Origin of the sequence: Kitasatospora sp. NPDC085464 (assembly GCF_044541955.1) — a bacterium.
GTDB lineage: Bacteria > Actinomycetota > Actinomycetes > Streptomycetales > Streptomycetaceae > Kitasatospora.
The window spans coordinates 218,570-243,179 of the sequence record NZ_JBITTM010000006.1 but is presented as its reverse complement, the minus strand read 5'-3'; the positions used below and the strand labels follow the sequence as shown (position 1 = coordinate 243,179).

The window sequence follows — 24,610 nt, the reverse complement described above, 5'->3', positions numbered from 1 at the left end:
GGTCCACACGCCGAGCGTCTTCCGGTCCTCGTGGTAGGTCAGGCAGTCCTGGTCGCTGATCCTGATCTGGTACGCGTCACCCGTGATACTGAGGACCTCCCACCTCTGCTCCGGGCTTCCCTTCCAGCCGTTGACGTCGGCGAAGTAGGTGTCGGTGTTCTCGGTGAGCTCCGGGCCGAGGCCGTTGGTGATCCGTTAGCGGCCGCCACCGGCGTCCTTGAACGTCCAGCGGGAGCCGGCGCCGCCGAGCTTGTCGGCGATCACCGTCGAGCCCGGGGCGTCGTCGGTGGCGACGGCGCCGAGGCCGTTGACCGTCCACAGGTACACCGGGGTGTCCTGCGGCGGGCGGCCCGAGCCGGACGGCCTGCCTGGCTTGGCAGGCCCGCCGGGCTTGCCGGGGTGGGCAGGCTTGCCTGGCTGTATCGGCACGCCCGGCGTGGCGGGCTCCCCGCCCCTGGGGACAGCGGGAACGGTGGGCACGAACGGCGAGTCGATCTGGCCAGGCTGGGCCGACGTGCCGGACGGGACGGCACTGGTAAGCGTCCGCCGGAAGTTCACCACGGCATCGGTGTGGTTGTACCGCTGGCCGGGGCGGCTGGTGCCTGGCGGATAGGCCCAGTTGTGCTCGCGGCTGGTCCGGTCGAACAGGCCGTAGAACGCCCAGTTCCCCCAGCCGCCGTCGAATCCGTTGGCGAACATGCCGCCACCGTGGAAGATCCAGATCCGGTAGGCCTGGTCCTCCCGCGAGGTCTGGTCGCGGTAGGTGACGTCGTACGTGAAGTCGACATCCTCCAGGTGCTCCTCGTAGTTGTGGACATACCACGGATCCCCGAAGGCGTTGTTGCCCCTGATGTCGAAGATCATCACGTTGTAGTAGCCGTTCGTCTGCTTCACCAGCAGGTCGAGCAGCCCTTTGACGAAGCCCTCGCGCGCCTTCCGCTTGGCCTCACCGCTCTGTTGCGCCTGCTGGATGCACCACACCAGGGCAGTGGAACCCGGCGTCACCACGTTCGCGGCGTTGCAGTTCTCCATTCCCGGGTCGTAACTCCCGTCGGCCGCCGCCGGCCCGGCCTGCGACGGCCAGGGTGCTGAGGCCCGCGGCCACGGCCGCCAACCTGATCCTCGACAACACGTGCTCTCCTTCGCATTCGGACCCGAACGGATCCGATCGGAAGGCACGATGACAGTGCAGAAGGTCGATTCCGGGATTCCGCCGATAATCCTGACGCGATCCGTGCGAGAGGGATCAAGAGGGCACGAATTCTGTTGAACGCCTTTGCGTAGAAGGGCCGTTGATACGCACAGGAGCCTTGGGTCGAAAGAGATGAGCCCCGACACGGAACGTGGGTTTCGGCGTTCCGGATCTCAGCCGGGTCAGGGCTGGAACCGGCAGTCGGCCCCGAGTTCCGTCAGCAGGTGGCGCGGACGGGCCGTGTCGGTTCGAGCTTCCGCGACCGGACATGCCACAACCCCTGAGGCCCACCGTCCGCACAGCCGGACGACAGGCCTCAGGGGCCGAGGGAGTGCACCCGGTGCCGGTGGCACGCGGCACCGGGTGGGCCTGTCGGTTACTGCCCGGGCTTGCGGCCGTGGTTCGCCTTCTTCTTCCGCCGGGCCTTCTTCTTACGGGCGCGCTTGGACATCGCGGGTCCTCCGGTCTCTCGGGTCGTACGGTTCAGGCGGCCCGGCCGACCAGCTGGTCGGCCAGCTTGGCCAGGCGCTTGAGCGAGCGTTCCTCCTGAGCGGCCTGCGCGGTGGGCGCGATGGTGCCGCCGTCGAAGTAAGCGCCGTTGGTGACAACCGTCTCCGGCAGGCAAAGCCGGACGACCTCGGCCGCACCGTCGGCGGCCGGCGCACCGACCCGCCCGTAGAGCGGCAGCAGCGCGGTGTCGCACAGGCCCGGGTTGACGCTGACGGCGGTGATGCCGGAGCCGGCCGGGGCCATGTCGGCGGTCGCCATGGTCAGCGCGAGCTGCGACTGCGCGTACGCGGCGACCCGCGAGTACTTCTTCACCCGGTGCGGGTCCGACCAGTTCATCGAGGCGGTGCGGTGCAGGGAGGACGACACGTTGACGATGCGGGCGTCGCCGGCCGCCGACAGCGGGGCGCGCAGCAGCTTGGAAAGCAGGTGCGCGGCCAGGAAGTTGACCTGCAGCGAGACCTCGTTGCCGTCGTCGGTGAGGGTGCAGCGCTCGGGCGCCATCGCGGCGGCGTTGTTCACCAGCAGGTCCAGCGCCGGGTAGTGCTTGACGACCGCGCCGGCGAGCACCGCGACCTCCGACAGGTGAGTGAAGTCGGCTGCCAGCTCGACGAGTTGGTCCCGTCGGGCACCGGCGGCGACCAGCCGCTCGACGGCCGCCTCGGCCTCCGCGGTGGTGCGTGCGTGCACCAGCACGGTCGCGCCGTGCCCGGCGAGCAGCCGGGCGGTCTCCCAGCCGATCCCGGAGGAGGCGCCGGTGACGAGGGCGGTGCGGGCGGACAGAACAGCGTCGGACATGACCCATCCAAGGGTGGAAGGGCACCCGCGGGGTGCGAAGGCAATGCGGCACGAAGCCGCACGGCCACGGGGCCGCGGGTGCGAAGAGGTGTGATGCGAGGAACGAACGCGCGCCCGTCCCCGGGCCCTCGGAGCCGGTTGGAGCCGAGGGACGGGCGGCGGTGATCAGCACGGGACCGGTGGAAGCCACCGGATCCGTGCCCGCGGCCGGCGCCGAGCGGGGTAGCGGCTCGGTCCTACCGGACGGCGGTGGCGACCGCGACAGCGACGATCCGCGGCCGGCTATGCGGCGGGCGGTCGTGGTGGCGTGTCGAGCGGTGCATGGCCCCCATCAAAGCCCTCCCCGCCACCCCGGGGCAAGCCGGTTCACTCTCCCTGACGAACCCCTGACGCCCCGCCGACGACTCCTTGACGACGCAGGCGCATCCCGTCCTGCCGGAGGCGTCAACCACACCAGCACTGCGAGCAGTTGCGGACCATCCCCTCGCCGCATCGCCAAGGATTCGTCAGAAGGCGCCCCACCACCGCCAGGCTTCCGTCAACGGGGCGACGCCAGGCGGTCGCGGTACGCCGTACTGGAGGGATGCTCGTCAACACCCTTCCCGCCACCGACTGGTTCTCCCCCGAACGGCCCGGCGCACGCGTCCTACCCGCCCACGTCACCCGGAGCGCCCACGGCGGCTGGTGGGCGGACGACCCGGAGGCGGCCCGGGCACTGCTGGTGCACTGCGGACCCGAACGGCTGCTGCATGGGGATCCGGACCACCTGGACCCGGACGTCCTGGCACGCTTCGGGAGAGGCCAGTTCCACGCCCCGGACCGGTTCCTGCCCCTGCTGGGACGCACCTTCACCCACCTCACCCCGTGGGTGCGCGTGCTGCACGTCCACACGGAACGGCCCCGACCGGTGCCGCGCAACACGGCCGCGTGGGTCCGCCCGCTGAACGCCGGCGATGAGGCCGCGCTCGACCGGCTCGCCCGACGAGCCACCTCCCCGGGACAGCGCCCGGACGCCCCTCACTGGGCCGCCGCGACCTGGGGCGGCCATCGCGCGCTCGCGAGCAGCGGCTTCGCCTGGGGCGCGTTCCTCGGGCCCTACCTCGCCTCCCTCGCCTGCGGCTACCTCGTCGGACGCGACCACCTCGACATCGCCGTGGCCACGGACCCGGCCTTCCGCCGGCTCGACCTCGCGCTCGCCTGCGTCCACGCCGCGACCACCGCCGCCCACGCACAGGGTTTGACCGCGACCTGGTCGGCCCCCGGGAGCAACCACGCCAGCCGCGCGCTGGCCGCAGCGGCTGGCTTCCGGCCGGTTCACCAGGAGGTGGTGTACTGGGCGGGCCCGGCCCTCCCCCGCTGACAGCAGTGCTCGAAAGGGTGCCAGGAAGGCGTCGGAGCCGTGCCCGACGCCGTCGAGCCCGCATCGACGACCGGCTTCGACCACCTGCGCCGTGGTCGACTCGGAGCGTGTCCACCCCCTGATCCAGCGCGGAACAAGTGCTCGCCCGATCAAAGCCGGAGGTTCGGATGGACCACACCACCGGGCCTGATGACGGCCCGCTGCCGAATCGAGTCGTCGAGGCGGCCGCGCAGCGACGACTGGGCAGCCACCGTGCAACCTACGTTCCGATTCCGCCCTCACCGGCCGCCCATCGGTCGGACCGCATCGTCCTGTCCGTCTTCTTCGCCCTCCTGGTGTCCGCCGGCATCGCCCTCGCCCCCACGTCCCCGGCCCTCGGCGTCTTCTGCATCGCGCCGATCACGGTCCTCGTGGTCTCCCGGCTCGTACGCGAGAATCGCATCAGGAGAACCCGGAAGGACGCCGGCCTCCATTTGTACGAGCACGGCCTGGTCGTCGCCGCAGGGCGGAGGCTGCGGACGCTGCGCTGGGACGCCATGACGGTGTACCAGAACATCGGCCGCTACCACACCTTCGGCCGGAGCACTCGCATCAAGCACGCCTACACGCTGCGTGATGACGACGGCCGGGAGGTGACCGTCCGCGAAGGGTTCCCGAACGCCGAGGAGTGGGGCCCGCGGATCCAGCAGGCCGTGGCCGACGCACAGCTGACGGACGCGATCAACGCGCTCCGGGCAGGAAGGACGCTGCCGTTCGGCTGCTTCCGGCTGAGCCGTAACGACCTGGAAGCGGGCGGCAGGCGAGTCACCTGGTCCCAGGGGAAGGGTGTCGGCACGAGGCAGGGACTCGTCAGCGTCGAGGTCGCCGGCAGGCGCGCGGGGCTGTCCGGCGACCCGGTTCGGATGTTCCCGAAGCTGCGGCTCTTCACCTCGCTGGTCGAGCAGCTGCGTTCGTGACCGGCGAGCGTGATCGGCCACGACCGAACTGTTCCTGGATCGGTCGACCCCGTGCTGGGCCTTCGTCCGCCTGCGGAGCCGCCAGGCCCCTCGCAGGATACGAGGGGCGGTCACTGCCGTCAGGCGCTTCACTGTGGCCGCAACATATACCTGATGAGCCATCAGGCGCGGTCAGCAAAGGTCAGCATAGGTACGAGCAAACCCTGTCCAACGAGCACAGACGTGAGACTCGACCACTCGCGGAGCCCCCACTCGACGAGGAGCCCAGCCCCCCTGACTGGAGGCCCATGAGCCCTCTCGTGCCGACTGGAGTCGGCCGCTCGGCACCTGTCGAAGAGCGCTGAAGGCACGACTGCACGGGAATCCGTCCAGTTCAGAGCGATATCGAGCCGTCTCCTGGAGAGAACAGCGCTCTCAGCAGGGACGGCCCGCCGGACCTTCCGGGCTTTCCTCGACCTTTCCATATCTGTACAATGCGGACACCGGATCGGTCGATCTACTTGCGTGCCTCGATCAGGAAGCGGGCCGAGTGGGCGACGAACGGGCCCTCGGAGCGGATCTGCTGGTCCAGTTCGCGCAGCCGGTCCCGGTAGGCGTCGACGGTGAAGCCGGGGACCATCCAGATCACCTTGCGCAGGAAGTACACCACCGCGCCGATGTCGCGGAACTCCATCCGCAGCCGCTCGGAGCGCAGATCGACCACGTCCAGCCCGGCGGCGCGGGCCTCCTCGCTCTCGACCTCGGGGCGGCGGCCCTCGCGTGCCTCCGGCTGCGGCCCGAGGAAGTACTCGACCAGCTCGAAGACGGACGCCGGGCCCACGTGCTGGGCGAAGTAGCTGCCGCCGGGCCGCAGCACCCGGGCGATCTCCGTCCACCAGGCCCGTACCGGGTGGCGGCTGGTGACCAGGTCGAAGGCCTCGTCGGCGAAGGGCAGCGGAGGCTCGTCCTGGTCCGCGACCACCACCGCGCCCAGCGGGTGCAGGAGTCGCGTGGCGCGAGCGACGTTCGGCGGCCAGGACTCGGTCGCGGCGAGGACGGGCGGGAGCCAACCCTTCGGCTCGGCGAGCCGCAGGGCACCTGCCAGCACCTCGCCGCCACCGGTCTGGACGTCCAGCGCAGCCGTCACCGCGCCAAGCCGCTCGGACAGCAGCCGCTGGTAGCCCCACGAGGGGCGTTCCTCGGTGGCCCGGCCGTCCAGCCAGGAGAAGTCCCAGCCGTCCACGGACACGGCCTCGGCCTCGGCGATCAGCTCTTCGAAGGTGCGCATGCACGCATCATCCCGGCGTGTGCCCCGCAGGGCCACCGGATTCCGCGCCGGGCGTGCGCCGAAGTACCAGCTCAACCCGCATCTGCAGGCTCCCGGCGGCGATCAGCCCGGTCACCGGCTCCGAGCCTCCGCCGTCCGCCTCGAAGGCCACCAGCACACCCGGTGGCTCGCCGCACTGCCGCTCGACCGCCTGCCGCTCCTCGGGCGTGGGAACGCGGAACACCGGGTCGTGGAAGTCCGCCGGGCAGCGGACGTACAGCGGATCGGCGAAGACCAGTTCCAGGCCGTGGTGGTAGGACAGGTCGTACCCGGCGGCCAGGCGCAGCTCACCCGGGCGCCAGGAGAAGACGTCCCAGTCCCACCAGGACCCCTCGGGCAGTTCGACCGGCTGCTCCTCCGGGGCCGCTGCGGGACACGCTCCCGGTTCGGGTTCCGGTTCGGGTGCTGGTTCGGGTGCTGGTTCGGCTCGTAGCCCGGCTTCCGGTTCGGCTTGTAGCCCGGCTCGCGGCCCGGCTCGCTGCGCGGTCGCCCGCTGCTGCCCCGGATCCATCCGGTCCCCCTTCTCGCCCTGGCTGTGGCGTCGTCGAAAACCGGTGTCCCGCACCGGCTTTCCTCCGCAACGATAGTGGCATGACCAGCTCTCCCATCGGGCGTTTCTACGACGGCTTCGCGGCCGACTACGACCTCCTCTACGCCGACTGGGACGCTTCCGTGGCCCGCCAGGGCGCCGCGCTGGACGCCCTGATCCGGGACCGCCTCGGCGACCGCGTGGCCGAGGTGCTGGACTGCGCCTGCGGCATCGGCACCCAGGCGATCGGGCTCGCCGGGCTCGGGCACCGGGTCACCGGCACGGACCTCAGCCCGGTGGCCGCCGGACGCGCCGCCGCCGAGGCCGCCCGGCGCGGGCTCGACCTTCCCACCGCGGCCGCCGACATGCGGCAACTCCCCTTCCCGGACGGCCGATTCGACGTCGTCGTCAGCGCCGACAACGCGCTGCCCCACCTGCTCACCCCCGAGGACGTCCTGGCGGCGCTCGGCGAGATGCGCCGTGTTCTGCGTCCGGGCGGCCTGCTCCTGCTCACCACCCGACCGTACGACGAACTGCGCCGCAGCCGCCCGTCCTCCACTCCGCCGCAGACCGCCGAGCGGGAGGGACGGAGGTCCGTCGTCTTCCAGCTCTGGCAGTGGCACGAGGACGGCGAGCGGTACGACCTGGAGCTGTTCCAGCTGCTGCGCGACGACACCGCGCGGTGGCGGGTCGACGTCCGCCGCGCCACCTACTGGGCCCTCACCCGGACGCAGTCGAGCGGCTTCGCCACGGAGGCCGGCTTCACCGGGGCCACCTGGAATGAGCCCGCCGACACCGGGTTCTTCCAGCCCGTCCTCATCGCGCGGAGGCCCTGAGCGTCGCCCGGAGGCCTGAGCGTCGCCCGGCATCCCCGCCGGGCAACGCCGCTGCCGGCTCACACCGCGGATCGCGCCCCGCCGGGACGACGAGCCACCAGGGGGTGCCACTCGCGCCCGCACCCCGTGGCGCGGGACGCACGGCGTGTACGTCGACCTGAGCCCGGCCAGCCGGACGGCTTCCAACGCGTCACCTGTCGTGGCACGGGACGCCGCCACCGCCCGGGCCGACGCTCACCGTTCCGTTGGCTCCCCTCTCCCCTTCCCTCGGCGCCGCCACGGCTCGCTCCGCTACGACCTCCACGTCGCCACCACCTCCCCGACCCGCGCGGAACCGTCCTCCCGCGCCATCGCACGAGCCGCCGCCTCGGCCCGGGTGCGCAGGGTCCGGTCCTCGACGGCCCGGCGTATGGCCTCCGCCAGCCCGTCGGCGGTCAGATCGGCGAACCGGACCGGCGCGGAGGCAGCGCCGACCCGGACGAGCCGGTCGGCCCAGAACGGCTGGTCCGCCATCACCGGGACAGGAACGCTCGGGACCCCGGCACGGAGGGCCGCGGCTGCGGTACCGGCTCCGGCGTGGTGCACGACGGCAGCCATGCGGGGGAAGAGGTGGGTGTGCGGCATCTCGCCGACGCTCAGCACGTCGTCCCCTTCCCCGGCTGTTCCGGCCCAGCCCGCCTGCAGAACCCCCCGGACTCCCGCCCGCCGCAGCGCGTCCACCGCGAGCGCGCCCAGCCGCTCGCCCTGCCCCGCCGCCATGCTGCCGAACCCGATGAACACCGGCGGCGGACCCGCCCGGAGGAAGTCCTCGACCTCGGGCGGGAGCCGGTAGTCCGCGGCGACGTGCGGCCACCAGTTGCCGACCACCTGCAACCCCTTCCGCCAGTCGGCCGGGCGGGGCACGAGCGTGGGACTGAACCCGTGCAGCACCGGCCAGTTCACCCGTTCCACGGCCCGCCGCCGGGCGTTTTGGGAGACCGCCGGGAGGCCCAGCCGCTCCCGCAGCCGGCGTGCGGCCCCGGTGTGCAGGCGGTCGACGACCCGCTGGCCGAGCGCGCCCGCGGCCCGGTTGCCCCACCCGCCCAGCGAGCGGCCTCCGCCGACGACCGGCGGGAACTCCCGCGTCGGCAGCGTGGGTTGGAGGTAGACGCCGAGGCTCGGTACGTCCATCGCCTCGGCGAGGTGCCAGCCCAGCGGTGCGGTGGTGGTGCTGAGCAGCAGCAGGTCGGCACCGGGCGCAGCCGCGTCGGCGAGCCCGTCACCGAGCCGGTCGATGAACGCGGCCGCTCGCGCAAACAGTTCGGAGCTGCCGCCCCGGGGACCGGCGGACGCGCCGCGCGGGTCGACCGGGAGCGGACGGAAGTCCAGGCCGCTGTCGACCGCCGACTCGCGGAAGGTCTCCGGCGCGGCGAGCGCGACGTGGTGCCCCTCGCCGCGCAGGTGCGCCCCGAGTCCGGTGTAGGGCGCGACGTCACCGTGCGAGCCGGCCGCCATCACGAGGATCCTCATCGCGTCACCTCCGGGTCGGTCGCGGTCGCGGGGGCGTTCGCCGAGTTCGTCGTCCCGGACTCGTTCGGCGAGCTCGCCGTCGCGGGGGCGTTCGCGCTGTGCCGGTCGGCGTTGCGGCCGATGGCCGTGCGGAGGTAGCCCGCCAGTCCCGGGCGTTGCTCGGCTGCCGGTACGACGAGTGCGAAGGCGCGGGCGTCCGCCTCGTAGTCGTCGGCGATCCGGCAGTGCATCTCGGGCGGGCAGGGCGTGAACCACCGGGTGATGTGCCGCCGGTGTTCCTCGGCGAGGTCCAGCACCACCCCGTGGTCGGCCGGCAGGCCGTCGTCGAAGGCGGCCAGCAGCCGGCCGCGCCACTCGGCGGCCTCCGTCATCAGTTGCCGCCAGTCCTCCTTCGAGTGGGTGGCGGCGCGGGCCAGGGCTTCCCGGTGGCTCTCCCGTTCGCCCCACTTGAGGTGGGCGTCGGCGGCGTAGCTGAGGTCGAAGACGACGTCGCCGAAGACCTCGAAGCGTTCCTCCGGGCCGAGTTCGACCCCGGTGCGCCGGACCTCGATGGCCCGCTCGGCGACGTCGACCAGTTTCTGCAGCCGGGTGATCTGCTCGGTGAGGGCCTGCCGCCGGGCCAGCAGGTGGTCCAGGGCGTTGGCCTGCGGGTCCGCCAGGATGTCGCCGATCTCGTCGAGCGGGAAGCCGAGTTCCCGGTAGAAGAGGATCTGCTGCAGCCTGGCGAGGTCGGCGCCGTTGTAGAGCCGGTAGCCGGCCGGGCTGCGTTCGCTGGGCGACAGCAGCCCGGAGCGGTCGTAGTAGTGCAGGGTCCGAATGGTGACCCCGGCGAATCCGGAGACCTGTCCCACCGACCAGCTCATGCGTCCTCCCGTATCGTCCGTGCATCCGTGCGTTCGCTGCGGCCCCACCGTGCGGCCTGACGTGGGGTGAGGGTCAACACGCGCAGCTCGGCGGCCTGCTCCGGAGCCGGGAAGCGGGCCCGGTCAGGTCTCGCGCTGCGGGTGGTAGGCGGTCTCGGGTATGCCGAAGGTCCAGGCGACCCCGGCGCGGGCGGTGCGGGTGCTCGGGGGGACGCGGAGCCAGTAGGTGCGGTGGGTGCCGTCCGGCTCGGGGGTGGAGTTGACCACCTCGACCATCACGACCGGTTCGTCGTCGGGCAGGACGATCCGCCAGAGCACGCCGGTCTCGTCACGGTGGATGGGCTCGGCACCGGAGTCGGCCAGGTAGCGGTCGTAGCCGTAGTGCTCCAGCAGGACGCGGCGCAGCTCGGCGTTCTCCTCGGTGCGGATCCGCTCGACGCTCACCTCGGCCAGCCCCGCCAGGAACTCCGCGGGGACGGGCATGCCGCGCCAGGCGTGCAGGGCGAAGCCGTCGGCGTACTCCAGCGCGGGCCCGTCCGCCCGGTCGAGCCGTCCGGCCTCGTCGCGGTGCAGTTCGGTCGGCCGCTCGCTGAGCAGGGCCACCTCGCGGTAGGGCCACCACCAGCCGGCCTCGCGGGCCGACTCGGAGAGCGGCGCGACGGCAGCGGCGGCACTCGGCCCGGCGGCCTCGAAGGCCGCGAACCACGGCGCGTCGTGGTGGCCGCGGACGGCGTCCAACAGCGCGAGCCGGACGGTGGTGCGGCGGGCCCGGGCCTCGGTCGCCACGGCGACGTCCGCCGCGCGGTCGGCTTCGGGCGCGAGCCTGTCGAGCACGGCGTTGCGCACCCGGTCGGCGAGCGGGGTGGTGACCGGGCCGAGCTCGCCGCCGGTCAGTGCCCAGTGCGCAGGCCAGCCGGCCGGGCCGACCTCCTCGACGGCCAGCCGCCGGGCCTCCTCCCAGGGCCGGGTGCGCACGGCCTCGCGCACGCTCTGCGCACCGGCGGCCCGCAGCTCCGTCGCCGCCCCGGCTGCGGCGAGCGGCGAGCCGAACCAGCGGATCGCCGCGGGCTCGGGCAGCCCGCCCGCCCGGTAGGCGGCCCGGACGGCGCGCTCGGCCACCGCCCGGTCGCCCGTGCCGGTGGCCGCGGCGGCCGCCCGCCAGCGGGCCGTCACCTCGGCGGGCCGGGCCGCGGCCGGAAGGTCCGTCGTCAGCGCGGCCGCCGGGTTGTCGTGGGTCACCGTCTGCATCGCCTGCTCCGTTCCCGGCCGGGCTCCCCACCCGGCTGTCTCGTTCCCGTTCTCGTTCCCGCTCCGCGGGCCACCCTCGGCCCTGCCACCGCGCAGTGCCCCTGCCCGAGCCCCGCCCGCCGACCCCGTGCGGCAGCCCGCACGACAGGCGCGGCGGAGGTCAGTCCGCGACGATCCGCACCGCGCCGGGGACGTACTCGCGCTGACGGACCACCCGGTACCAGCCCTTGGGCAGCGGTATCGCCGCGTGCTCCTCGTGCACCACCCTGCCGCCCTCGGGCAGGTGCAGCCAGCCCGCGCCGAACGGCCCGGCCTCCCGGCGGAGCTCGCCGGGGCCGACCACGGCGTGCGCGTGCCCGGTGACCTCGCCGAGCGCGAGCACCATCCGGCCCCGCGCGTCCCGGGGCTGCACGGCCGGCTCCGCGATCCGCGGCGGGACCGCGTCCTCCTCGACCGGCACGATCAGCACATCGCCCTGGCGGTACATCAGTCCTCCCTCGCCGTACGGCCGGACCCCGGCGGACCCCGGAGCCCACGGCTCCGCCGCGCTCCCCGCGGTCACTCTCCGGAGCCATGACCGGAACATAGGGCAAGGGTCTGACAACGCACCCCGACGCCCACCCGGCCGCCGGGTTGTCAGCGAGCTGCAGGACGAGATCGCCGCCGCCCTCGCGCACGCGCCCGTGGTCGCCCGGTTGGAGTCGATGGACCTCTCCATGGGCGTGCTCTCCGACGAGGGCGCCACGGCGCTGCTGGAGGGCCAGCCGCTCACCCACCTGCGCCCGCCGACCGGCTGGAGGTGCTGGCCGCCCGGGGAACCACCCGGCTGAGCCTCGGCGTGCAGTCCTTCGACGACACGGAGGCGCGCTCCGCCGTCCGGCCGCAGAAGCGGGCCGAAGTGGAGGCCGCCCTCGGCCGGATCCGGGCGGCCGGGTTCCCGGTCCTCAACATCGACCTCATCTACGGGATCGACGGCCAGACGGAGGCGAGTTGGCTGCGCTCCCTCGACGCCGCGCTCGCCTGGCAGCCCGAGGAGCTGTACCTGTACCCGCTGTACGTCCGTCCGCTGACCGGTCTGGCCCGGCGCGGCGAGCAGGAGAGCCCGGCGGACTGGGACGCCCGCCGGCTCGCGCTCTACCGCTCCGGCCGCGACCACCTGCTCTGCCACGGCTACGAGCAGGCGTCGATGCGGATGTTCCGCCGCGCGGCCTCCCCGCAGGCCGGGGCGGGCGAGTACGCCTGCCAGACCGACGGCATGGTCGGTCTGGGCTGCGGCGCCCGCTCCTACACCTCGCGGCTGCACTACTCCTTCGACTACGCGGTGAACGCCACCGAGGTGCGCGGCATCATCGACGACTACGTCGCCACCGAGGACTTCCACCGGGCCGAGGTGGGCCACCGGATGCTTGGCGCAGAGCCGCGCCGTCGCCACCTGGTGCAGTCGCTGCTGCAGGCCGGGGGCATGCCGCTGGCCGACTACCGGGCCCGGTTCGGCGGTTCGCCCGCGGAGGACTTCCCGGCCGAGCTCGCCGGGTTCGCCGAGCGCGGCTGGCTCGCGGCGGGCGACCCGGAGCACCTGCGGCTCTCGCCGGAGGGGCTGGCCCACTCGGACGCGGTCGGTCCGATGCTGTTCTCGCCCGAGGTCCGGGCCCTGATGGCGGCGTACGAGGCGAAATGACCTTCCTCGGCATGCCCGCCGCCCGGCCCGGTTCCGCTCCCGCCCCCGGGCCGGCTGCGGAGGACGGCGCGCGGGAGCTCACCCTGCTCTACCGCGGCCCACTGGCCTCCTGCGACTACGACTGTCCCTACTGCCCGTTCGCCAAGCGCCGCGACACCCCGGAGTAACTGCGTGCCGACCGGGCCGCGTTGGAGCGCTTCACCAAGTGGGCCGCCGGGCGGGCGGGCAGCGGCGACACGCTGTCGGTGCTGTTCACCCCCTGGGGCGAGGGGCTGGTCCGTTCCTGGTACCGCCGGGCGCTGGTGGAGCTGAGCCGCCTGCCGCACGTCCGCCGGGTCGCGATCCAGACCAACCTCAGCTGCCGCACCGACTGGCTCGCCGGGGCGGACCTCGACACGCTCGCCCTCTGGGTCACCTTCCACCCCGGCCAGGTCGGCCGCGAGCGGTTCCTCGCCAAGTGCCGCGAGCTGGACGTGCTCGGGGTGCGCTACAGCGTCGGCGTGGTCGGCCGGCCCGAGCACCTCGACGAGGCCCGCCGCCTGCGCGCCGAACTCGCCGAGGACGTCTACCTGTGGGTCAACGCCGCCGAGGGCCTCTCCTACCCGGACGCCGAGGCCGCCCGGTGGGCCGAGCTCGACCCGCACTTCGGCTACAGCCGGCACGCCCACCCCAGTGCCGGGCTGCCCTGCCGCACCGGCGAGTCCGTGCTGTCGGTGGACGGCGGGGGGACCGTGCGCCGCTGCCACTTCGTCCGGGACGTCCTCGGCAACCTCTACGACGGCAGCTACCGCGCCGGGCTGGGGCCCCGCCCCTGCCCGGCGACGGTCTGCGACTGCCACATCGGCTACGTCCACCTGGAGACGCTGCCGCTGTACGAGCTGTTCGGCACGGGCGTCCTGGAGCGCGTGCCGCACGAGTGACCGCGGCGCAGGTCATAAATCGGTTGCGAACCGACCACGCTGCGTGAAAGCGTACGAACAACCGCATGCGACCAGCATGTTCAGGAAGGAGGCCCGACATGATCAGCGGCATACGACCGGAAGCCGTGCCGGGCCCCGTGCTCGGACGCAGCCCGGCTCGGTCTCGGCCTGCGCACCGCTCCTTGACAACTGAATCGTGTGCCTTCAGCGCCTCGACATGATCGACGCCCGCCGGCCGCCCGCACGCTCACCCCGCGCCGATGACTCCCAGCAACCCCGCGCCTACCCTCTGCATCGCCTCCTCGCCCACCGGGCGGCCCGGCTCCGGATTGCCTAGCCTGATAGCAGGGAGGAGGCGATACACCATGCTTGGAGACGCACCGCTGCAAGCAGTCATCCCCGCCACCGATCTCGCCCGCGCCAAGGCCTTCTACACCGACACCCTCGGCCTCAAGCTCACCGATGAGAGTGAGGAGGAGTTCGCCTGCGACTCCGGCGGTACCCAGTTCACCGTCTACCACACACCGAGCGGTGGGCAGGCGGCCCACACGCTCGCCAGCTTCAAGGTCGCCGACCTCGACGGCGAGATGGCCGGCCTCCGCGACCGCGGCATCACCTTCGAGGAGTACGACTTCCCCGGCCTGAAGACCGTCAACGGCGTCGCCGAGGGCGAGGGCATGCGCGCCGCCTGGTTCAAGGACAGCGAGGGCAACATCCTCTGCGTGGCCCAGCGCGTCGGGCCGTAGACCGTCCCACCACCCACCCGGCCGGTGGACGGTTCCGCGAGGGTCCGCCCACCGGCCCGTCGCGCCTCCCGCGCCTCCCGCACCCGCGACACCCGCCGCCTCCCCACGCGCGGTGACGCCGCTGCCCGGCCCACTCGTGCGGAGCGGACCGGGCAGCGACAGAGGCAGCGACGGGGACCGGGGCGGAGGCCGGCCGCTCGACCGGTCACCGGTCACCGGTCACCGGTCAACCGATCAGTCGTCCGTCTCGTCGTAGCGGCCGTGGCCGAGCCGGCGCGGGTCGAAGGACCAGATGCCACGGCCGAAGGTGGCGGCGTAGAGCTTGCCGTCCGGGCCGATCTTCAGCTGCTGCACCGAGGTGGTGGGGAGGTTGCGGCCGAGGACGCGCCAGTCGGTGGTGCCGGGGGCGCGGTAGAACGCGGCGAGGTCGGTGCCGAGGGCCAGGCCGCCGTTCGGAAGGATCTTCACCGAGATGGCCGGGACGTCGGGCAGGTTGGTGGACACGTCGGTCCAGCTGACTCCGCCGTCGTAGGTCTCGAAGAGGTGGCCGATGCCCGCGCCGGGGCCCTCCGTCCAGGTGCGCGAGAAGCCGTTGAAGGCGACGAGGACGTGCCGGGCGTCGTTCTCGTCCACGGCGAAGGAGGAGATGTAGCGGTTGGGCAGGGTGCCGTCGACGGGCAGGTCGAGCTGGTGCCAGCCGGTGCCGTCGGTCTTGCCCACCGCGATGCCGCGACTGAAGCCGACGTTGTTGCACGGGCCGCACCAGCCCGCGTACACCGTGCCGTCGACGGTCGCGACGGCGCTGGCAACGTGCCCGGCACCGAGGTCGTAGGCCGAGGTCCACTCGCTGCCGCTGCGGATCGCGTAGCCCTTGTGCTGCACCCAGACGTGCTGGCCGCCGGCGATCCAGGTGTTGCCGTCCTTCGGGTCGCTGGTGATCGGCGCGATGAAGCGCGCGGCACCGGCATCCTTGTCGGGCGGGGCGACCTCGTAGGAGGTGGCCTTGCTCGGGTCCTTCGTCCAGCTGCCGTCGTTCACCGCGCAGTTCTGGGTGACCCACATGTCGAGGTAGACGTACTCCTCGGCCATGTTGCAGCCGTTGTTCGGGTCGACGAGGGTGTCGGCGCCGTCACCGCCGAAGTTGGATCCCATCACCTTGTCGTGGGCGCGCAGGATCGACTGGCCGTTGTCCTGCAGGCCACCGGTGACGATCACGCCCTTGCCCGAACGGTCCGCCGGGTCCTTGCCGACGCCGACCGAGTAGTACTGCAGGGTGTCGATGGTGCCGTCGTTGAGCGGCGTCCAGTCCTTGGCGTGGCCGTAGGCGTCCAACTGCCCCGCGGCCGGGCGCCGGTAGATGCCACCGTCGTTGCCGACGAACACGGTGGCCTTGCCCTGGTAGCCGCCGAAGGCGACGGCGTGCTGGTCGGAGTGGGTGGTCGGCGAGCAGTCGCCGGTCTGCTTCGCCGGGTCGATGCTCCAGCAGGGGAAGCCGTTGTTCCAGTACGGCCCGACGGTGGCCCATTCGGCGCCGCCGTCGGTGGTCTCGAAGACCTCCTCAAGACCGGCGTAGACGTGGTCCGGGTTCGCCGGGTCGACCTGGAGGGACTGGTTGTACCAGGCCTGGATGCCGGGCTGGTAGCCCTCGTCCTGCAGCGCGGAGCCGGAGTTCTTCAGCTTGTCCTTGTCCGCGATCTGGGTCCACGGTCCGGACGGCGAACCGGACTTGGAGACGTAGATGCCCTTGAGGCCGGTGTCCGGGTCGCTCGCCATGACGGCCGGGGACTGGTCGATCGCGTAGTAGCGCGAGCCGTCCGCCGAGCGCGCGAAGGTCACGTTGCCGACGTTCGCGGCGTCGGTCGGCAGGTCCCCGAGCGAGGCCACACGCTGCCAACTGCCGTCCGCGGCCTTGCTGTAGAAGCCGTTGTAGGTGTCGCCGCCGCGCCAGCCCACCGCCAGGACCACCTTGGACGGGTCCTTGGGGTCGATCGCGATGTCGTTGGCGATGTTCTTGTACGGCGCAGCCGGGTCCCCGGCCTCGGCGCCTCCCGGCAGGTACTCCGGGTTGGGCGCGAACTCCAGCGTCCACGGGCCCGACAGCGTGGTGACCGAGTGGCTCCACACGCCCCGGCTGGTGGCCGCCCACACCTTGCCGCCGCCGAAGCGCAGCGCGTGGATGATGGTCGACTCCAGCTCGGCGCCGCCCACCCTCATGCCGGGCTGGAACTCGCCGTGCCTGGGATCGCCGAGCACGTACACACCGGTACCGACGTACGAGGTCGCACCGGTGTTGGACTCGCCCGTGGCGTACCAGAGCCGGCCGCCCTCGTCGAGGTTCAGGGTCCCGGTGGACAGGGTGGGCAGCTTGTCGGCGATCGGCTCCCAGTGACCGCCGCCGGTGCGGGAGCGGAACACCCCGCCGTTGGCACCGCCCGCGTAGACGTAGCCGTCCTTGTCGGCCGCGAGGCCGGTGATCCGGCCCGTGACCAGACCGGTTCCGCCGCTGGAGTTGGAGTTGACGTCGCGGTAGCGCGGGTCGTCGGAGTCGTACGGCTTGTCGGTGACGTGGTCCCAGGTGCCGCCGGTGTGCGGCATGGACTGCAGTTGGGCCCAGGCCGCACCGTAGGCGCCGGGCGCGACCACACCCGGGGCGGTGCGGGCCTCGGTGTACTGTGCGGTGCCCTCGGCGGAGTTCTCCGCCTCGTCACCGCCGTCCCCGGCCTCCGTCTCGGCCCGCGGGCTGAGGCCCGGGGCCGCCGGGGCCGCGGTCGTCGCGCCGGCGGCGTTCCGCACCTTCCGGGCGTGCTGTTTGCCGATGTCCGCCTGGTGCCGGACCTGCCACGGCTGCGAGTCCGTGGGGGCGGGCGGCGCGGCGAGCGCCTGGGTGGTGGTCAGTCCGATCGCGGTGAGCGTGACGGCGCTCAGCAGCAGCCGTCGTCGTTGCCTGGTGGGCACGGTTGCGGTCCTCCCCTGCGGCCGGCCGCGCGGTCGCGCGACTCGGCGGAAACAGGGGGACAGCCTGGTCGGCCGATCCGTCCGGGGGAAGGGGCGTACGGTAAGAAGGCGGTAAGGCCCTTACGGTTTCGAACAGTTGGCATTCACCGAATACTGACTGACCGTCATACCGGCGCGGGGGTATTCCGATCAGTGCCCACGCACCCGTCGCCAGGCCGCGCGCACGAAGGCGACCGGGTCGAAGGCGCCGGGGCGGTCCCGGGTCAGCGGGTAGCAGGCGAATCCGATCAGCGCCGCGCTGAGGTGACCGATGCTGGTGTAGTCCCGGTTCTGCTGGACACCCAGGCCGTAGACGACCAGCACGCCGACCGCGTACAGGTACCGCCAGGGCCGCACGATCAGGTAGGTGAGCACCGCGACCACGCCGGCGAGGGCGTAGCTGACGCCGTAGTCGAGGGTGTAGACGGCCCTCGGCGGGGCGAGCCCGCGGTGGATCGCCCAGCCGAGCACGCCCTCGCTGAGGTAGGTCGCACCGACGTGCGCGATCCCCGCCACCGAGATCCAGCGCAGCGTTCCGAGCCAGCGCTCGGCAGGCACGTGGAAGAGGTTGTAGAGCAGGAAGTAGGACAGCCACCCGCCGCCCGCGATCCACAGCGCGCTGGTCACCAGGACCCGGACCGGCGAGACCTGCAGGTGGTGCAGGTTGGTCGAGCGCCGCTGCAGGATGCGGTCGGCGGTCATCGGGTCGACGTGCCGGATCACCTGCGTGGTGACGAGCAGGATCGCCAGCCAGATGTAGGTGCCCGGCGCGCGCCGGACGTAGGCCCACACCGCGTGGGCGGCGCGTGCCCACCAGGGCCGCCGGTGCGCCTCGGAGCTCCTGGCGGTACTGCCGGCCATCGACGCCTCCTCGGCACTCCTCCCCGCACCGTCCACTCCCCTCACCCTCCCCCCGCCCGGCCGCCACCCGCCGCCGCGGCGGCCCGTCCGGGTGATCCGCCGCCGCCTCGGTCCCTCCCTGACCGGGCGCCCCACGAGCCGGGAGCCCTCGCGGACCGGGAGCCCTCGCGGACCGGGAACCCGCACGGGCCGGGAGCCCGCACCACCCGGGCCCGGACGGACCCGGTCCTGCCCGGCCCGTCGTCCGGCGGCCCGTCGTCCGGCGGCACGGCAGCCGGCGCCGGCGGCTACTCCCCCGGATCGGTGACCACGAGGACGACGTGCCTCGCGTCGTCGCTGTGCACGGCACTGGAGCGGTAGCCGGGCGGGACGTACAGGGCCTCGCCAGTCAGGGTGGGGACTTCGGCGGCGGGGGTGCCCGGCGACCGGAGCGTCCAGCGGCTCGATCCGGCGGACTGGATCACCAGGACGTGGCCGGAGGGTGGTCGCGCGCCGGTGGCGTGCTCGACCTTCCAGCCCAGCAGGCTCGTGAGGCCGGCCGCGACGTACCCGGCCAGTGCCGTGTCCGGAGGTCCGCCGGCGCCTCGGGGCACGACGGGGTCGTTCTCGGGCCAGAGCAGGCCGAAGGTGCGGGCGAAGTGGGCGTCCAGGAAGAGCGCCAGCTCCTGGAGGTAGGGATCCGTCCCGGGGCGCTCGCTCAGACGTTCCCAGTTCACGTGTCGTCTCCTTCGACGGTGCCGTCCACCACAGTGATGTCGGAGTGTCAAGAATGGTGCATCGGCGTGTCGCGCGGCATCACGATTTTCAGGTATCCAGCAGGCCCGCCCGACTGGCGGCGACGCCCGCCTGGAAGCGGCTGTCCGCACCGAGCTGCTCCAGGATCTCGGCGATGTGACGGCGCGCGGTGCGCAGCGACATGCCCAGCCGACGGGCGATCGCCTCGTCCTTCAGGCCGTCGGCGAGCAGGCGCAGGATCGTGGAGTGCAGTTCCCGGGCGACGGCCTCCATCTCGCGTCCGGTCGACTCCTGGAACGGGGTGGCCTGGCCCCAGGTGAGTTCGAACATCTCGTAGAGGTAGGCGACGGTCGACGGGTCGCGGACGACCGCCGCTCCCAGCTCCGGGCCCGCCGCCGGGAGGAAGGCGGTCTCGCGGTCCATGATGATGAGCCGACCGGCCAGTTCGTGCGTGGTGCGATACTCGGCGCCCAGGTCGGAAGCGGCGGCGACGTAGGCCTGGCTGGGGCCGTTGAAGCGGGCGGTGTGGTGGTAGAGGGTGCGGATGCGCACGCCGCGCTCCAGCATCGCCCGGTCGCGCACCAGCGCCTCGGACATCGCCTCGGGGAGCCGGGCGCCTCCGCCGGGCTGGCAGGAGACCACCTCGGTGGTGCACTGCTCGCCCAGCCGGTTGAGCAGGAAGCGCACCTCCGCCAGGGTGGGGATCACCTCGATGCCCGCGCCGGACTCCCGGCTGTCCGGGAAGAGCGGGGCGAACTCGTCGAACCGGCTGCGCATCCGGGCGATGTCGTCCTGGCGCCGGCGGATCTCCGCCTCGACGGGCGCGGCGCGCCGGAAGAAGGCCGAGTCGGGGGACACCACCCGCAGGCCTTCCTGCCGGGCGCCGGCCGGCGCCAGCAGTCCCGCGTCGAGCAGCCGCCCGACCGCCGCCGACACGTCGGACGGGGACAGTCCGGTCGCCCGGGCCACGACCGCCGCATCGTGGGCGCCGGTGTACCGGTTCTCCGCGAACCATGCGTAAACGGAGAGGTCGGGTTCGCGCCCCAGCCCTGCTTCGCTCCGACGCTCCCGACGCTCTGTCACATCGCGATCGCAATTGTCCATATTTACCCCCACACCCCTTTGCTGCCAGGCAAGTTGATGAACGGTTCCAAGCATGTCGACGATCTTCGGTGCCCGCCAGAGTGGAGCCATGGCCCCGTCACCCCATGGGGCGAATGCAAACGACCCCGGGAGATCCCCATGAAGCGCACCATCCTCACCACCGTGGCGCTGCTCGGCGCGGCCGCCGCCTGGCTGACGCCGACCGCCTCGGCCGCCGTCCCGGGGCACGACCACCGCGACGGCGCGACCGCTGCCACCCATCGCGCCGGGCCCGCCCCGTCCGCCACCGTCATCTGCCCGGCCAGTACCCGCTGCAACGACACCTCCTGGGGAGGCTGAGCCCTTTGTTCACAACGCGGGAGAGGGAGATCCTCGTTCACCTCGCACAGGGCCGCACCTCCCGGGTGATCGCCCACCTGCTGCACCTGAGCCACCACACCGTCGAGACCCACGTCCGCAACATGCGGGCCAAGAGCGGGGCCAGCAGCCGCACCCAGTTGCTGGCCATCGCCCTCGGGGTCGACGCCGTCGGGCCCGCCGGGCCCAACAGGGGCTGATCGCCGATCCAGTCCGAATCCGCTCAGCACTCCCGACGGGGGTCGGACAGGTCCGGCCGGCCGGCGACCCGCCCTGCGGCGACGCCAGGACCGGCGGGTACCGGGCGTGCTGGGAGGACCACTCCGGAGAAGGGGGATGTCACAGACCGATGGAAATACCGATCCTGATTTGTGCGGGCCAGCCGCTGATGCGCAGCGGACTCTCCTCGGCCCTCGTGGCCGAGCCGGACATCCGGGTGGTCGGCGAGACCGCGGACGGGAGCACCGCCAGCGCGCTGGCCCGGGAGCTGAACCCCGCCGTCGTCGTGGCCGACTTCGAACTCGCGGACATGACGGGGATCGATCTCGTCCGCGAACTCCTGGGGCCGAGCCGGGAGGCCCCCCGTACGCTGCTGATGGCACCGGCCGAGGACGACGCCGTCCTGGAGTCCATCCTCGCGGGAGCGACCGGGATCGTCACCCGGAACACCCTGGTGGAGGACTTCCCCCAGGCGATCAGAGCCATGGCCACCGGCCACTCCTTCCTCTCGCCCGACATCGCGGCCCTGCTCCTGGGCTGGGTCCGCGACAAACAGCCCGCGCTGTTCCCCGCGCTCGGTCTCAACCTCCTCACCTTCCGCGAACGCGAGATCCTGGCGCTCCTGGCGAACGGGATGTCCAACGCCGAGATCTCCAAGCGGCTCTGCATCGTGCAGTCGACGGTCAAGTTCCACGTCTCCCAGCTGCTCAGGAAGCTCGGCCTCAGGGACCGTCTGCAGGCCGCCGTGTTCGCCCACCAGAACGGTGTCATCTGATGCTGCGACAGAACCAGGACCACGGTGCCCGTTGGCTGCCGTGGACCAAGGGGACGACGGGCCTGCCCCGCGTCTACTGCCTCCCCTTCGCCGGCGGGGCGGCGCACTTCTTCCGCCCGTGGACGGAGGCGGCCCGGCACCTCGCGGTCGAGGTCGTCCCGGTCGAACTGCCGGGCCACGGGACCAGGTTGCGCGATCCCCTGGTGAGCGGCATGGCCGCCATGGTGGACGCGCTGTGCGAGGAGGTCCTCCGGCAGGAGAGCGGGCCCTTCGCGATCCTCGGTCACAGCATGGGCGCGAAGATCGCGTACGCGGTGGCCGAAGAGCTGGAGCGGCGGCCCGGGGCGACGCCGCCGGCCCGGCTGTTCGTGTCCGGGGCCCTGCCGGCCTCGGTCCCCGAGCCGAAGCCGCTGCACGGCCTGCCGGACGCCGCGCTCACGGCGGAGCTGTCCGCGATGGGCGGTACGCCTCCCGAGATCCTCGCCAACGCCGAACTGATGGAGATCATGCTGCCGGTGATCCGGGCCGACCTGACCCTGCTGGAACAGTGGCACGCGTCGCCGCGGAGCCGGGTCTCCTGCCCCATCACGGCGTTCGCCGGCCGGGACGACCGGATCGTCCCGGCGGAGCTGACCACGGGCTGGGCCGACCACACCTCGGCGTCCTTCGCGCTCCAGGTCCATCCCGGGGACCACTTCTTCCTGCGGGAGGAGAGGGACGCCGTGCTCGCCCGGGTCGCCGCCGACCTCCACGACCGCCCCGGCGACCGTCCGGCCCCGAGCGAGGTGTGACGAACCGCCGCATTCCGTCGGCCCGTCACACCTCCACGTCCCCGTCCCCGCCTCGGCGGCTCGTCGAGCCTCCCGGCCGCCCGTCACCCCTCCTCGACGCCGACCTCGATCAGTCCGGTCGCCTCGACCAGCGCCCGTCCGACGTCCTGCGGCGACGACCCGACGGCGATGACGTGGCCCAGCCGGTCGTAGGCGCTCCGCGGCGGCCGGACCTCGCGCCCCGGCGTCCCGCTCACCAGGACGCGCTCCACGCCCGGCACCCGCTCGGCCTGCCGGACCCCGTCCACGCCGGTCAGCCGCCCCGGCCGCGGCGCGGTCAGGAACCGCAGTCCGGCCCGGCGTGCGTGGTCGGCCGACAGGTTCAGCGGCAGGCCGGCGGCGGCGCGGATCTGCTGCTCCAGCAGATCGATCCCGGTGGCCGGGCGGATCAGTTCCGGGATCATGCCGCCGGCCAGCCGTCCGTTGATCTCGATGACGGCCGGGCCGTCGGCGGTCAGCCTGAGCTCGACGTGCGCCGGGCCGCGCTCGAAGCCGACGGCCTTCAGCGCCTGCCGGGCCGTGTCGGCGATCCGCTCGGCCAGCGCGTCGTCGATGTCGGCGGGGAAGAGGTGACCGGTCTCGACGAAGTACGGCAGCGGGCTGACGGTGCGCTGGGTGACGCCGACGCACCGGGCCTCGCCGTCCACGCCGAACATCTCGGCGCTGAACTCGGGCCCGTCCACGAACTGTTCGACCAGCACCGCGCCCGGGGTCCGCTGGCCGCGCACGTTGTGGGTGACGGCGAGCAGGTCGACGGCGTGCGCGACGGCGGTCGCGGCGTCCTCGCACCACAGCACGGACTGCGAGCCGGACTCCCCGACCGGCTTGACCACGCAGGGCAGCCCCACCGCGGCGACGGCGGCCGCGACCCGGTCCGGGTCCGGGTCCGTGACGATCGCGAAGCCGGGCTGGGTCACCCCGGCCTCGTGCAGCGCCGTGCGGGTCAGCGCCTTGTTGCGGCAGCGGGTCATCGCCTCCACCGGGTTGCCGGGCGTGCCCAGGGCCGCGGCCGCCCGCGCGGTGTGCTCCAGGTAGAACTCGCTGGTCGTCGTGACGCCCGCCACCCGGCGTCCGGCGCTGACCGCGGCGACGGCCCCGGTCAGCGCGGCCTCGTCGTCGGTGTCGCAGACCACGACCCGGCAGCCGGTGCCGGGCAGTTCCGGGTAGCGGGCCGCGTCCTTGGTGAACAGCACCGGTTCCAGGGCCAGCCGGACGGCCGTCCGCAACGCGATCATCCCGGTGCCGGTGGTGTTGGACTCGATGAACAGCAGCAGCTTCCGGTCCCGGCGGGGTATCCGGGCGAACGACCAGCTGGAGACGGTGGCACCGTACTCCACCTCTTCCGGGGCGGTGGAGACGGTGCCGAGCTCGGCGCCGTCGGCGTAGACGGTGTCCACGTACCGGTCCCCGCGGTCCGGCATGATCCCGACCAGCCGGGTGCCCGGCTCGGCGCGGGCCGCGAGGTGGGTGAGGATCCGGTAGACCGAGCCGGAGGTGTTCCCGCCGAAGATCTTCTGCTCCCGGGCGAGCCGGCGGGTGGCGTCGAAGGCCTCGTCGTCGGACAGCCAGTGCACCTCGTCGAGGAGCCGGTAGTCGATGTTCTCCGGGATGAGGCTGTTGCCGAGTCCGCTCTGCCTGCGGGTCGGGCGGTCCGGCTGGCCGAAGAGCACGCTGCCCACGCAGTCCACGCCCACCACCGAGACGTCCGGCAGGCGCTCCAGCAGCGCCCTGGACGTCCCGCAGAGCGAGCCTCCGCTGCCCACCGCCCCGACCACGACGTCCACCGGGCCCAGGTCGGCGACCAGTTCGTCGGCCAGGCCGCGGTACGCCGCCGGGTTCTGCGGGTTGCTGTACTGCTGCGGCCAGAACGCGCCGGGCAGACCGGCCATCAGCTCGGCCAGCCGCTCCAGCCGGGCGCTCTGCCAGCCCTGACCGGTCATCGCCGACACGACGTGGACCTCGCAGCCCAGCGTGCGCAGCTTGGCCAGGGTGACGGGGTCGATGCGCGGGTCCGTGACGATGTGCACGGGGTGGCCGAGGTAGGTGCCGACCAGGGCCACCCCGAGCGCCATCGTGCCCGAGGAGCTCTCCACGATCGGCCCGCCCTCGGCGAGCGCGCCGGTGCGCCGGGCTTCGAGGATCACCTGCCGGGCCACCCGGTCCTTCATCGCGAAGAGGTTCTGCATCTCCAGTTTGGCGAAGACCTCGACGCCCTCGGGGGCGTCCACCCGCAGCCGCACCGCCGGGGTGTGGCCGATGCCGTCGATGACCGATTCCTGCCGCATGT

21 protein-coding genes and 3 pseudogenes are annotated in these 24,610 nt (G+C 72.8%); 11 read left to right on the top strand and 13 right to left on the bottom strand.

Annotated elements, in window-relative coordinates; translation table 11 throughout:
- Positions 1 to 195: 195 nt before the first annotated feature.
- Entirely contained in the window at positions 196 to 1,032 is an 837-nt protein-coding gene (locus tag ACIGG8_RS07945) for a hypothetical protein (RefSeq protein WP_396546359.1), read from the bottom strand.
- Between the two features lie 643 nt (positions 1,033 to 1,675).
- On the bottom strand, positions 1,676 to 2,497 hold the full coding sequence (locus tag ACIGG8_RS07940) for an SDR family NAD(P)-dependent oxidoreductase (RefSeq protein ID WP_396546358.1): 822 nt from the start codon (positions 2,495 to 2,497) through the stop codon (positions 1,676 to 1,678).
- A 583-nt stretch (positions 2,498 to 3,080) separates the two neighbouring features.
- Between ACIGG8_RS07940 and ACIGG8_RS07935 the strand changes: the two genes are divergently transcribed.
- Both ACIGG8_RS07935 and ACIGG8_RS07930 read left to right on the top strand, forming a co-directional pair.
- Positions 3,081 to 3,857 carry a GNAT family N-acetyltransferase gene (locus ACIGG8_RS07935; protein WP_396546357.1) on the top strand — a complete coding sequence of 259 codons (777 nt, stop codon included), beginning with the start codon at positions 3,081 to 3,083 and terminating at the stop codon, positions 3,855 to 3,857.
- 167 nt (positions 3,858 to 4,024) lie between these two features.
- Positions 4,025 to 4,813, top strand: a complete 789-nt coding sequence (locus ACIGG8_RS07930; protein ID WP_396546356.1) for a DUF6585 family protein — start codon at positions 4,025 to 4,027, stop codon at positions 4,811 to 4,813.
- A 496-nt stretch (positions 4,814 to 5,309) separates the two neighbouring features.
- Here the strand turns inward: ACIGG8_RS07930 and ACIGG8_RS07925 are convergent, their stop codons facing one another.
- The gene (locus tag ACIGG8_RS07925; protein WP_396546355.1) at positions 5,310 to 6,080 is read right to left on the bottom strand and encodes a class I SAM-dependent methyltransferase; all 771 of its coding nucleotides are present in this window, start codon (positions 6,078 to 6,080) and stop codon (positions 5,310 to 5,312) included.
- A gap of 7 nt (positions 6,081 to 6,087) precedes the next feature.
- Positions 6,088 to 6,630: a hypothetical protein gene (locus ACIGG8_RS07920; protein ID WP_396546354.1), complete on the bottom strand. Its 543-nt coding sequence runs from the start codon at positions 6,628 to 6,630 to the stop codon at positions 6,088 to 6,090.
- Positions 6,631 to 6,710: 80 nt separating this feature from the next.
- Between ACIGG8_RS07920 and ACIGG8_RS07915 the strand changes: the two genes are divergently transcribed.
- The gene (locus ACIGG8_RS07915) at positions 6,711 to 7,484 is read left to right on the top strand and encodes a class I SAM-dependent methyltransferase (RefSeq protein WP_396546353.1); all 774 of its coding nucleotides are present in this window, start codon (positions 6,711 to 6,713) and stop codon (positions 7,482 to 7,484) included.
- 291 nt (positions 7,485 to 7,775) lie between these two features.
- On the opposite strand, the gene ACIGG8_RS07910 is transcribed toward ACIGG8_RS07915, so the two are convergent.
- The 4 genes from ACIGG8_RS07910 to ACIGG8_RS07895 form a co-directional block, all read right to left on the bottom strand.
- Positions 7,776 to 8,993: a glycosyltransferase gene (locus ACIGG8_RS07910; protein WP_396546352.1), complete on the bottom strand. Its 1,218-nt coding sequence runs from the start codon at positions 8,991 to 8,993 to the stop codon at positions 7,776 to 7,778.
- On the bottom strand, positions 8,990 to 9,856 hold the full coding sequence (locus ACIGG8_RS07905) for a MerR family transcriptional regulator (protein WP_396546351.1): 867 nt from the start codon (positions 9,854 to 9,856) through the stop codon (positions 8,990 to 8,992). Before ACIGG8_RS07905 ends, ACIGG8_RS07910 begins: the two co-directional genes overlap by 4 nt.
- Before the next feature lie 123 nt (positions 9,857 to 9,979).
- Entirely contained in the window at positions 9,980 to 11,104 is a 1,125-nt protein-coding gene (locus ACIGG8_RS07900; protein ID WP_396546350.1) for a DUF6745 domain-containing protein, read from the bottom strand.
- 160 nt (positions 11,105 to 11,264) lie between these two features.
- A complete protein-coding gene (locus tag ACIGG8_RS07895; protein WP_396546349.1) occupies positions 11,265 to 11,591 on the bottom strand; it encodes a hypothetical protein in 327 nt (108 codons plus the stop codon).
- A 151-nt stretch (positions 11,592 to 11,742) separates the two neighbouring features.
- Between ACIGG8_RS07895 and ACIGG8_RS07890 the strand changes: the two are divergent.
- The 4 genes and pseudogenes from ACIGG8_RS07890 to ACIGG8_RS07875 all read left to right on the top strand — a co-directional run.
- A pseudogene (locus ACIGG8_RS07890) lies at positions 11,743 to 11,886 on the top strand (leucine-rich repeat domain-containing protein); the annotation flags it as partial.
- Positions 11,883 to 12,782 (top strand): annotated as a pseudogene (locus ACIGG8_RS07885) (STM4012 family radical SAM protein); the annotation flags it as partial. The pseudogenes ACIGG8_RS07890 and ACIGG8_RS07885, both read left to right, overlap by 4 nt.
- An 11-nt stretch (positions 12,783 to 12,793) precedes the next feature.
- A pseudogene (locus ACIGG8_RS07880) lies at positions 12,794 to 13,702 on the top strand (STM4011 family radical SAM protein).
- Positions 13,703 to 14,067: 365 nt separating this feature from the next.
- A complete protein-coding gene (locus ACIGG8_RS07875) occupies positions 14,068 to 14,448 on the top strand; it encodes a VOC family protein (protein WP_350522699.1) in 381 nt (126 codons plus the stop codon).
- Between the two features lie 234 nt (positions 14,449 to 14,682).
- Here the strand turns inward: ACIGG8_RS07875 and ACIGG8_RS07870 are convergent, their stop codons facing one another.
- The 4 genes from ACIGG8_RS07870 to ACIGG8_RS07855 form a co-directional block, all read right to left on the bottom strand.
- A complete protein-coding gene (locus ACIGG8_RS07870; protein WP_396546348.1) occupies positions 14,683 to 17,403 on the bottom strand; it encodes a glycosyl hydrolase in 2,721 nt (906 codons plus the stop codon).
- A gap of 189 nt (positions 17,404 to 17,592) precedes the next feature.
- Entirely contained in the window at positions 17,593 to 18,303 is a 711-nt protein-coding gene (locus ACIGG8_RS07865) for a rhomboid-like protein (protein WP_396546347.1), read from the bottom strand.
- Between the two features lie 287 nt (positions 18,304 to 18,590).
- On the bottom strand, positions 18,591 to 19,019 hold the full coding sequence (locus ACIGG8_RS07860; RefSeq protein WP_396546346.1) for a hypothetical protein: 429 nt from the start codon (positions 19,017 to 19,019) through the stop codon (positions 18,591 to 18,593).
- A gap of 88 nt (positions 19,020 to 19,107) precedes the next feature.
- Positions 19,108 to 20,121: a helix-turn-helix domain-containing protein gene (locus tag ACIGG8_RS07855; protein ID WP_396546345.1), complete on the bottom strand. Its 1,014-nt coding sequence runs from the start codon at positions 20,119 to 20,121 to the stop codon at positions 19,108 to 19,110.
- A gap of 159 nt (positions 20,122 to 20,280) precedes the next feature.
- Here ACIGG8_RS07855 and ACIGG8_RS07850 point away from each other — a divergent pair, with 159 nt between their 5' ends.
- The 4 genes from ACIGG8_RS07850 (at position 20,281) to ACIGG8_RS07835 (ending at position 22,284) form a co-directional block, all read left to right on the top strand.
- Complete coding sequence (locus ACIGG8_RS07850; protein WP_396546344.1) at positions 20,281 to 20,481, top strand: hypothetical protein; 201 nt, start codon at positions 20,281 to 20,283, stop codon at positions 20,479 to 20,481.
- A gap of 5 nt (positions 20,482 to 20,486) precedes the next feature.
- Positions 20,487 to 20,699 (top strand): response regulator transcription factor, encoded by a 213-nt coding sequence (locus tag ACIGG8_RS07845; RefSeq protein ID WP_396546343.1) that lies wholly within the window; start codon positions 20,487 to 20,489, stop codon positions 20,697 to 20,699.
- Positions 20,700 to 20,848: 149 nt separating this feature from the next.
- Positions 20,849 to 21,493: a response regulator transcription factor gene (locus ACIGG8_RS07840; protein WP_350522706.1), complete on the top strand. Its 645-nt coding sequence runs from the start codon at positions 20,849 to 20,851 to the stop codon at positions 21,491 to 21,493.
- The gene (locus tag ACIGG8_RS07835; RefSeq protein ID WP_396546342.1) at positions 21,493 to 22,284 is read left to right on the top strand and encodes a thioesterase II family protein; all 792 of its coding nucleotides are present in this window, start codon (positions 21,493 to 21,495) and stop codon (positions 22,282 to 22,284) included. The genes ACIGG8_RS07840 and ACIGG8_RS07835 overlap by 1 nt, the downstream gene beginning before the upstream one ends.
- An 83-nt stretch (positions 22,285 to 22,367) precedes the next feature.
- Here the strand turns inward: ACIGG8_RS07835 and ACIGG8_RS07830 are convergent, their stop codons facing one another.
- Positions 22,368 to 24,608 (bottom strand): pyridoxal-phosphate dependent enzyme, encoded by a 2,241-nt coding sequence (locus ACIGG8_RS07830; protein WP_396546341.1) that lies wholly within the window; start codon positions 24,606 to 24,608, stop codon positions 22,368 to 22,370.
- Positions 24,609 to 24,610 lie beyond the last annotated feature (2 nt).

Excerpts from the sequence above, each read along its gene's own strand:
- ACIGG8_RS07945 (WP_396546359.1), bottom strand. The coding sequence starts at position 1,032 with ATGGAGAACTGCAACGCCGCGAACGTGGTGACGCCGGGTTCCACTGCC.
- ACIGG8_RS07940 (WP_396546358.1), bottom strand. The coding sequence starts at position 2,497 with ATGTCCGACGCTGTTCTGTCCGCCCGCACCGCCCTCGTCACCGGCGCC.
- ACIGG8_RS07935 (WP_396546357.1), top strand. The coding sequence starts at position 3,081 with ATGCTCGTCAACACCCTTCCCGCCACCGACTGGTTCTCCCCCGAACGG.
- ACIGG8_RS07930 (WP_396546356.1), top strand. The coding sequence starts at position 4,025 with ATGGACCACACCACCGGGCCTGATGACGGCCCGCTGCCGAATCGAGTC.
- ACIGG8_RS07925 (WP_396546355.1), bottom strand. The coding sequence starts at position 6,080 with ATGCGCACCTTCGAAGAGCTGATCGCCGAGGCCGAGGCCGTGTCCGTG.
- ACIGG8_RS07920 (WP_396546354.1), bottom strand. The coding sequence starts at position 6,630 with ATGGATCCGGGGCAGCAGCGGGCGACCGCGCAGCGAGCCGGGCCGCGA.
- ACIGG8_RS07915 (WP_396546353.1), top strand. The coding sequence starts at position 6,711 with ATGACCAGCTCTCCCATCGGGCGTTTCTACGACGGCTTCGCGGCCGAC.
- ACIGG8_RS07910 (WP_396546352.1), bottom strand. The coding sequence starts at position 8,993 with ATGAGGATCCTCGTGATGGCGGCCGGCTCGCACGGTGACGTCGCGCCC.
- ACIGG8_RS07905 (WP_396546351.1), bottom strand. The coding sequence starts at position 9,856 with ATGAGCTGGTCGGTGGGACAGGTCTCCGGATTCGCCGGGGTCACCATT.
- ACIGG8_RS07900 (WP_396546350.1), bottom strand. The coding sequence starts at position 11,104 with ATGCAGACGGTGACCCACGACAACCCGGCGGCCGCGCTGACGACGGAC.
- ACIGG8_RS07895 (WP_396546349.1), bottom strand. The coding sequence starts at position 11,591 with ATGTACCGCCAGGGCGATGTGCTGATCGTGCCGGTCGAGGAGGACGCG.
- ACIGG8_RS07875 (WP_350522699.1), top strand. The coding sequence starts at position 14,068 with ATGCTTGGAGACGCACCGCTGCAAGCAGTCATCCCCGCCACCGATCTC.
- ACIGG8_RS07865 (WP_396546347.1), bottom strand. The coding sequence starts at position 18,303 with ATGGCCGGCAGTACCGCCAGGAGCTCCGAGGCGCACCGGCGGCCCTGG.
- ACIGG8_RS07850 (WP_396546344.1), top strand. The coding sequence starts at position 20,281 with ATGAAGCGCACCATCCTCACCACCGTGGCGCTGCTCGGCGCGGCCGCC.
- ACIGG8_RS07840 (WP_350522706.1), top strand. The coding sequence starts at position 20,849 with ATGGAAATACCGATCCTGATTTGTGCGGGCCAGCCGCTGATGCGCAGC.
- ACIGG8_RS07835 (WP_396546342.1), top strand. The coding sequence starts at position 21,493 with ATGCTGCGACAGAACCAGGACCACGGTGCCCGTTGGCTGCCGTGGACC.
- ACIGG8_RS07830 (WP_396546341.1), bottom strand. The coding sequence starts at position 24,608 with ATGCGGCAGGAATCGGTCATCGACGGCATCGGCCACACCCCGGCGGTG.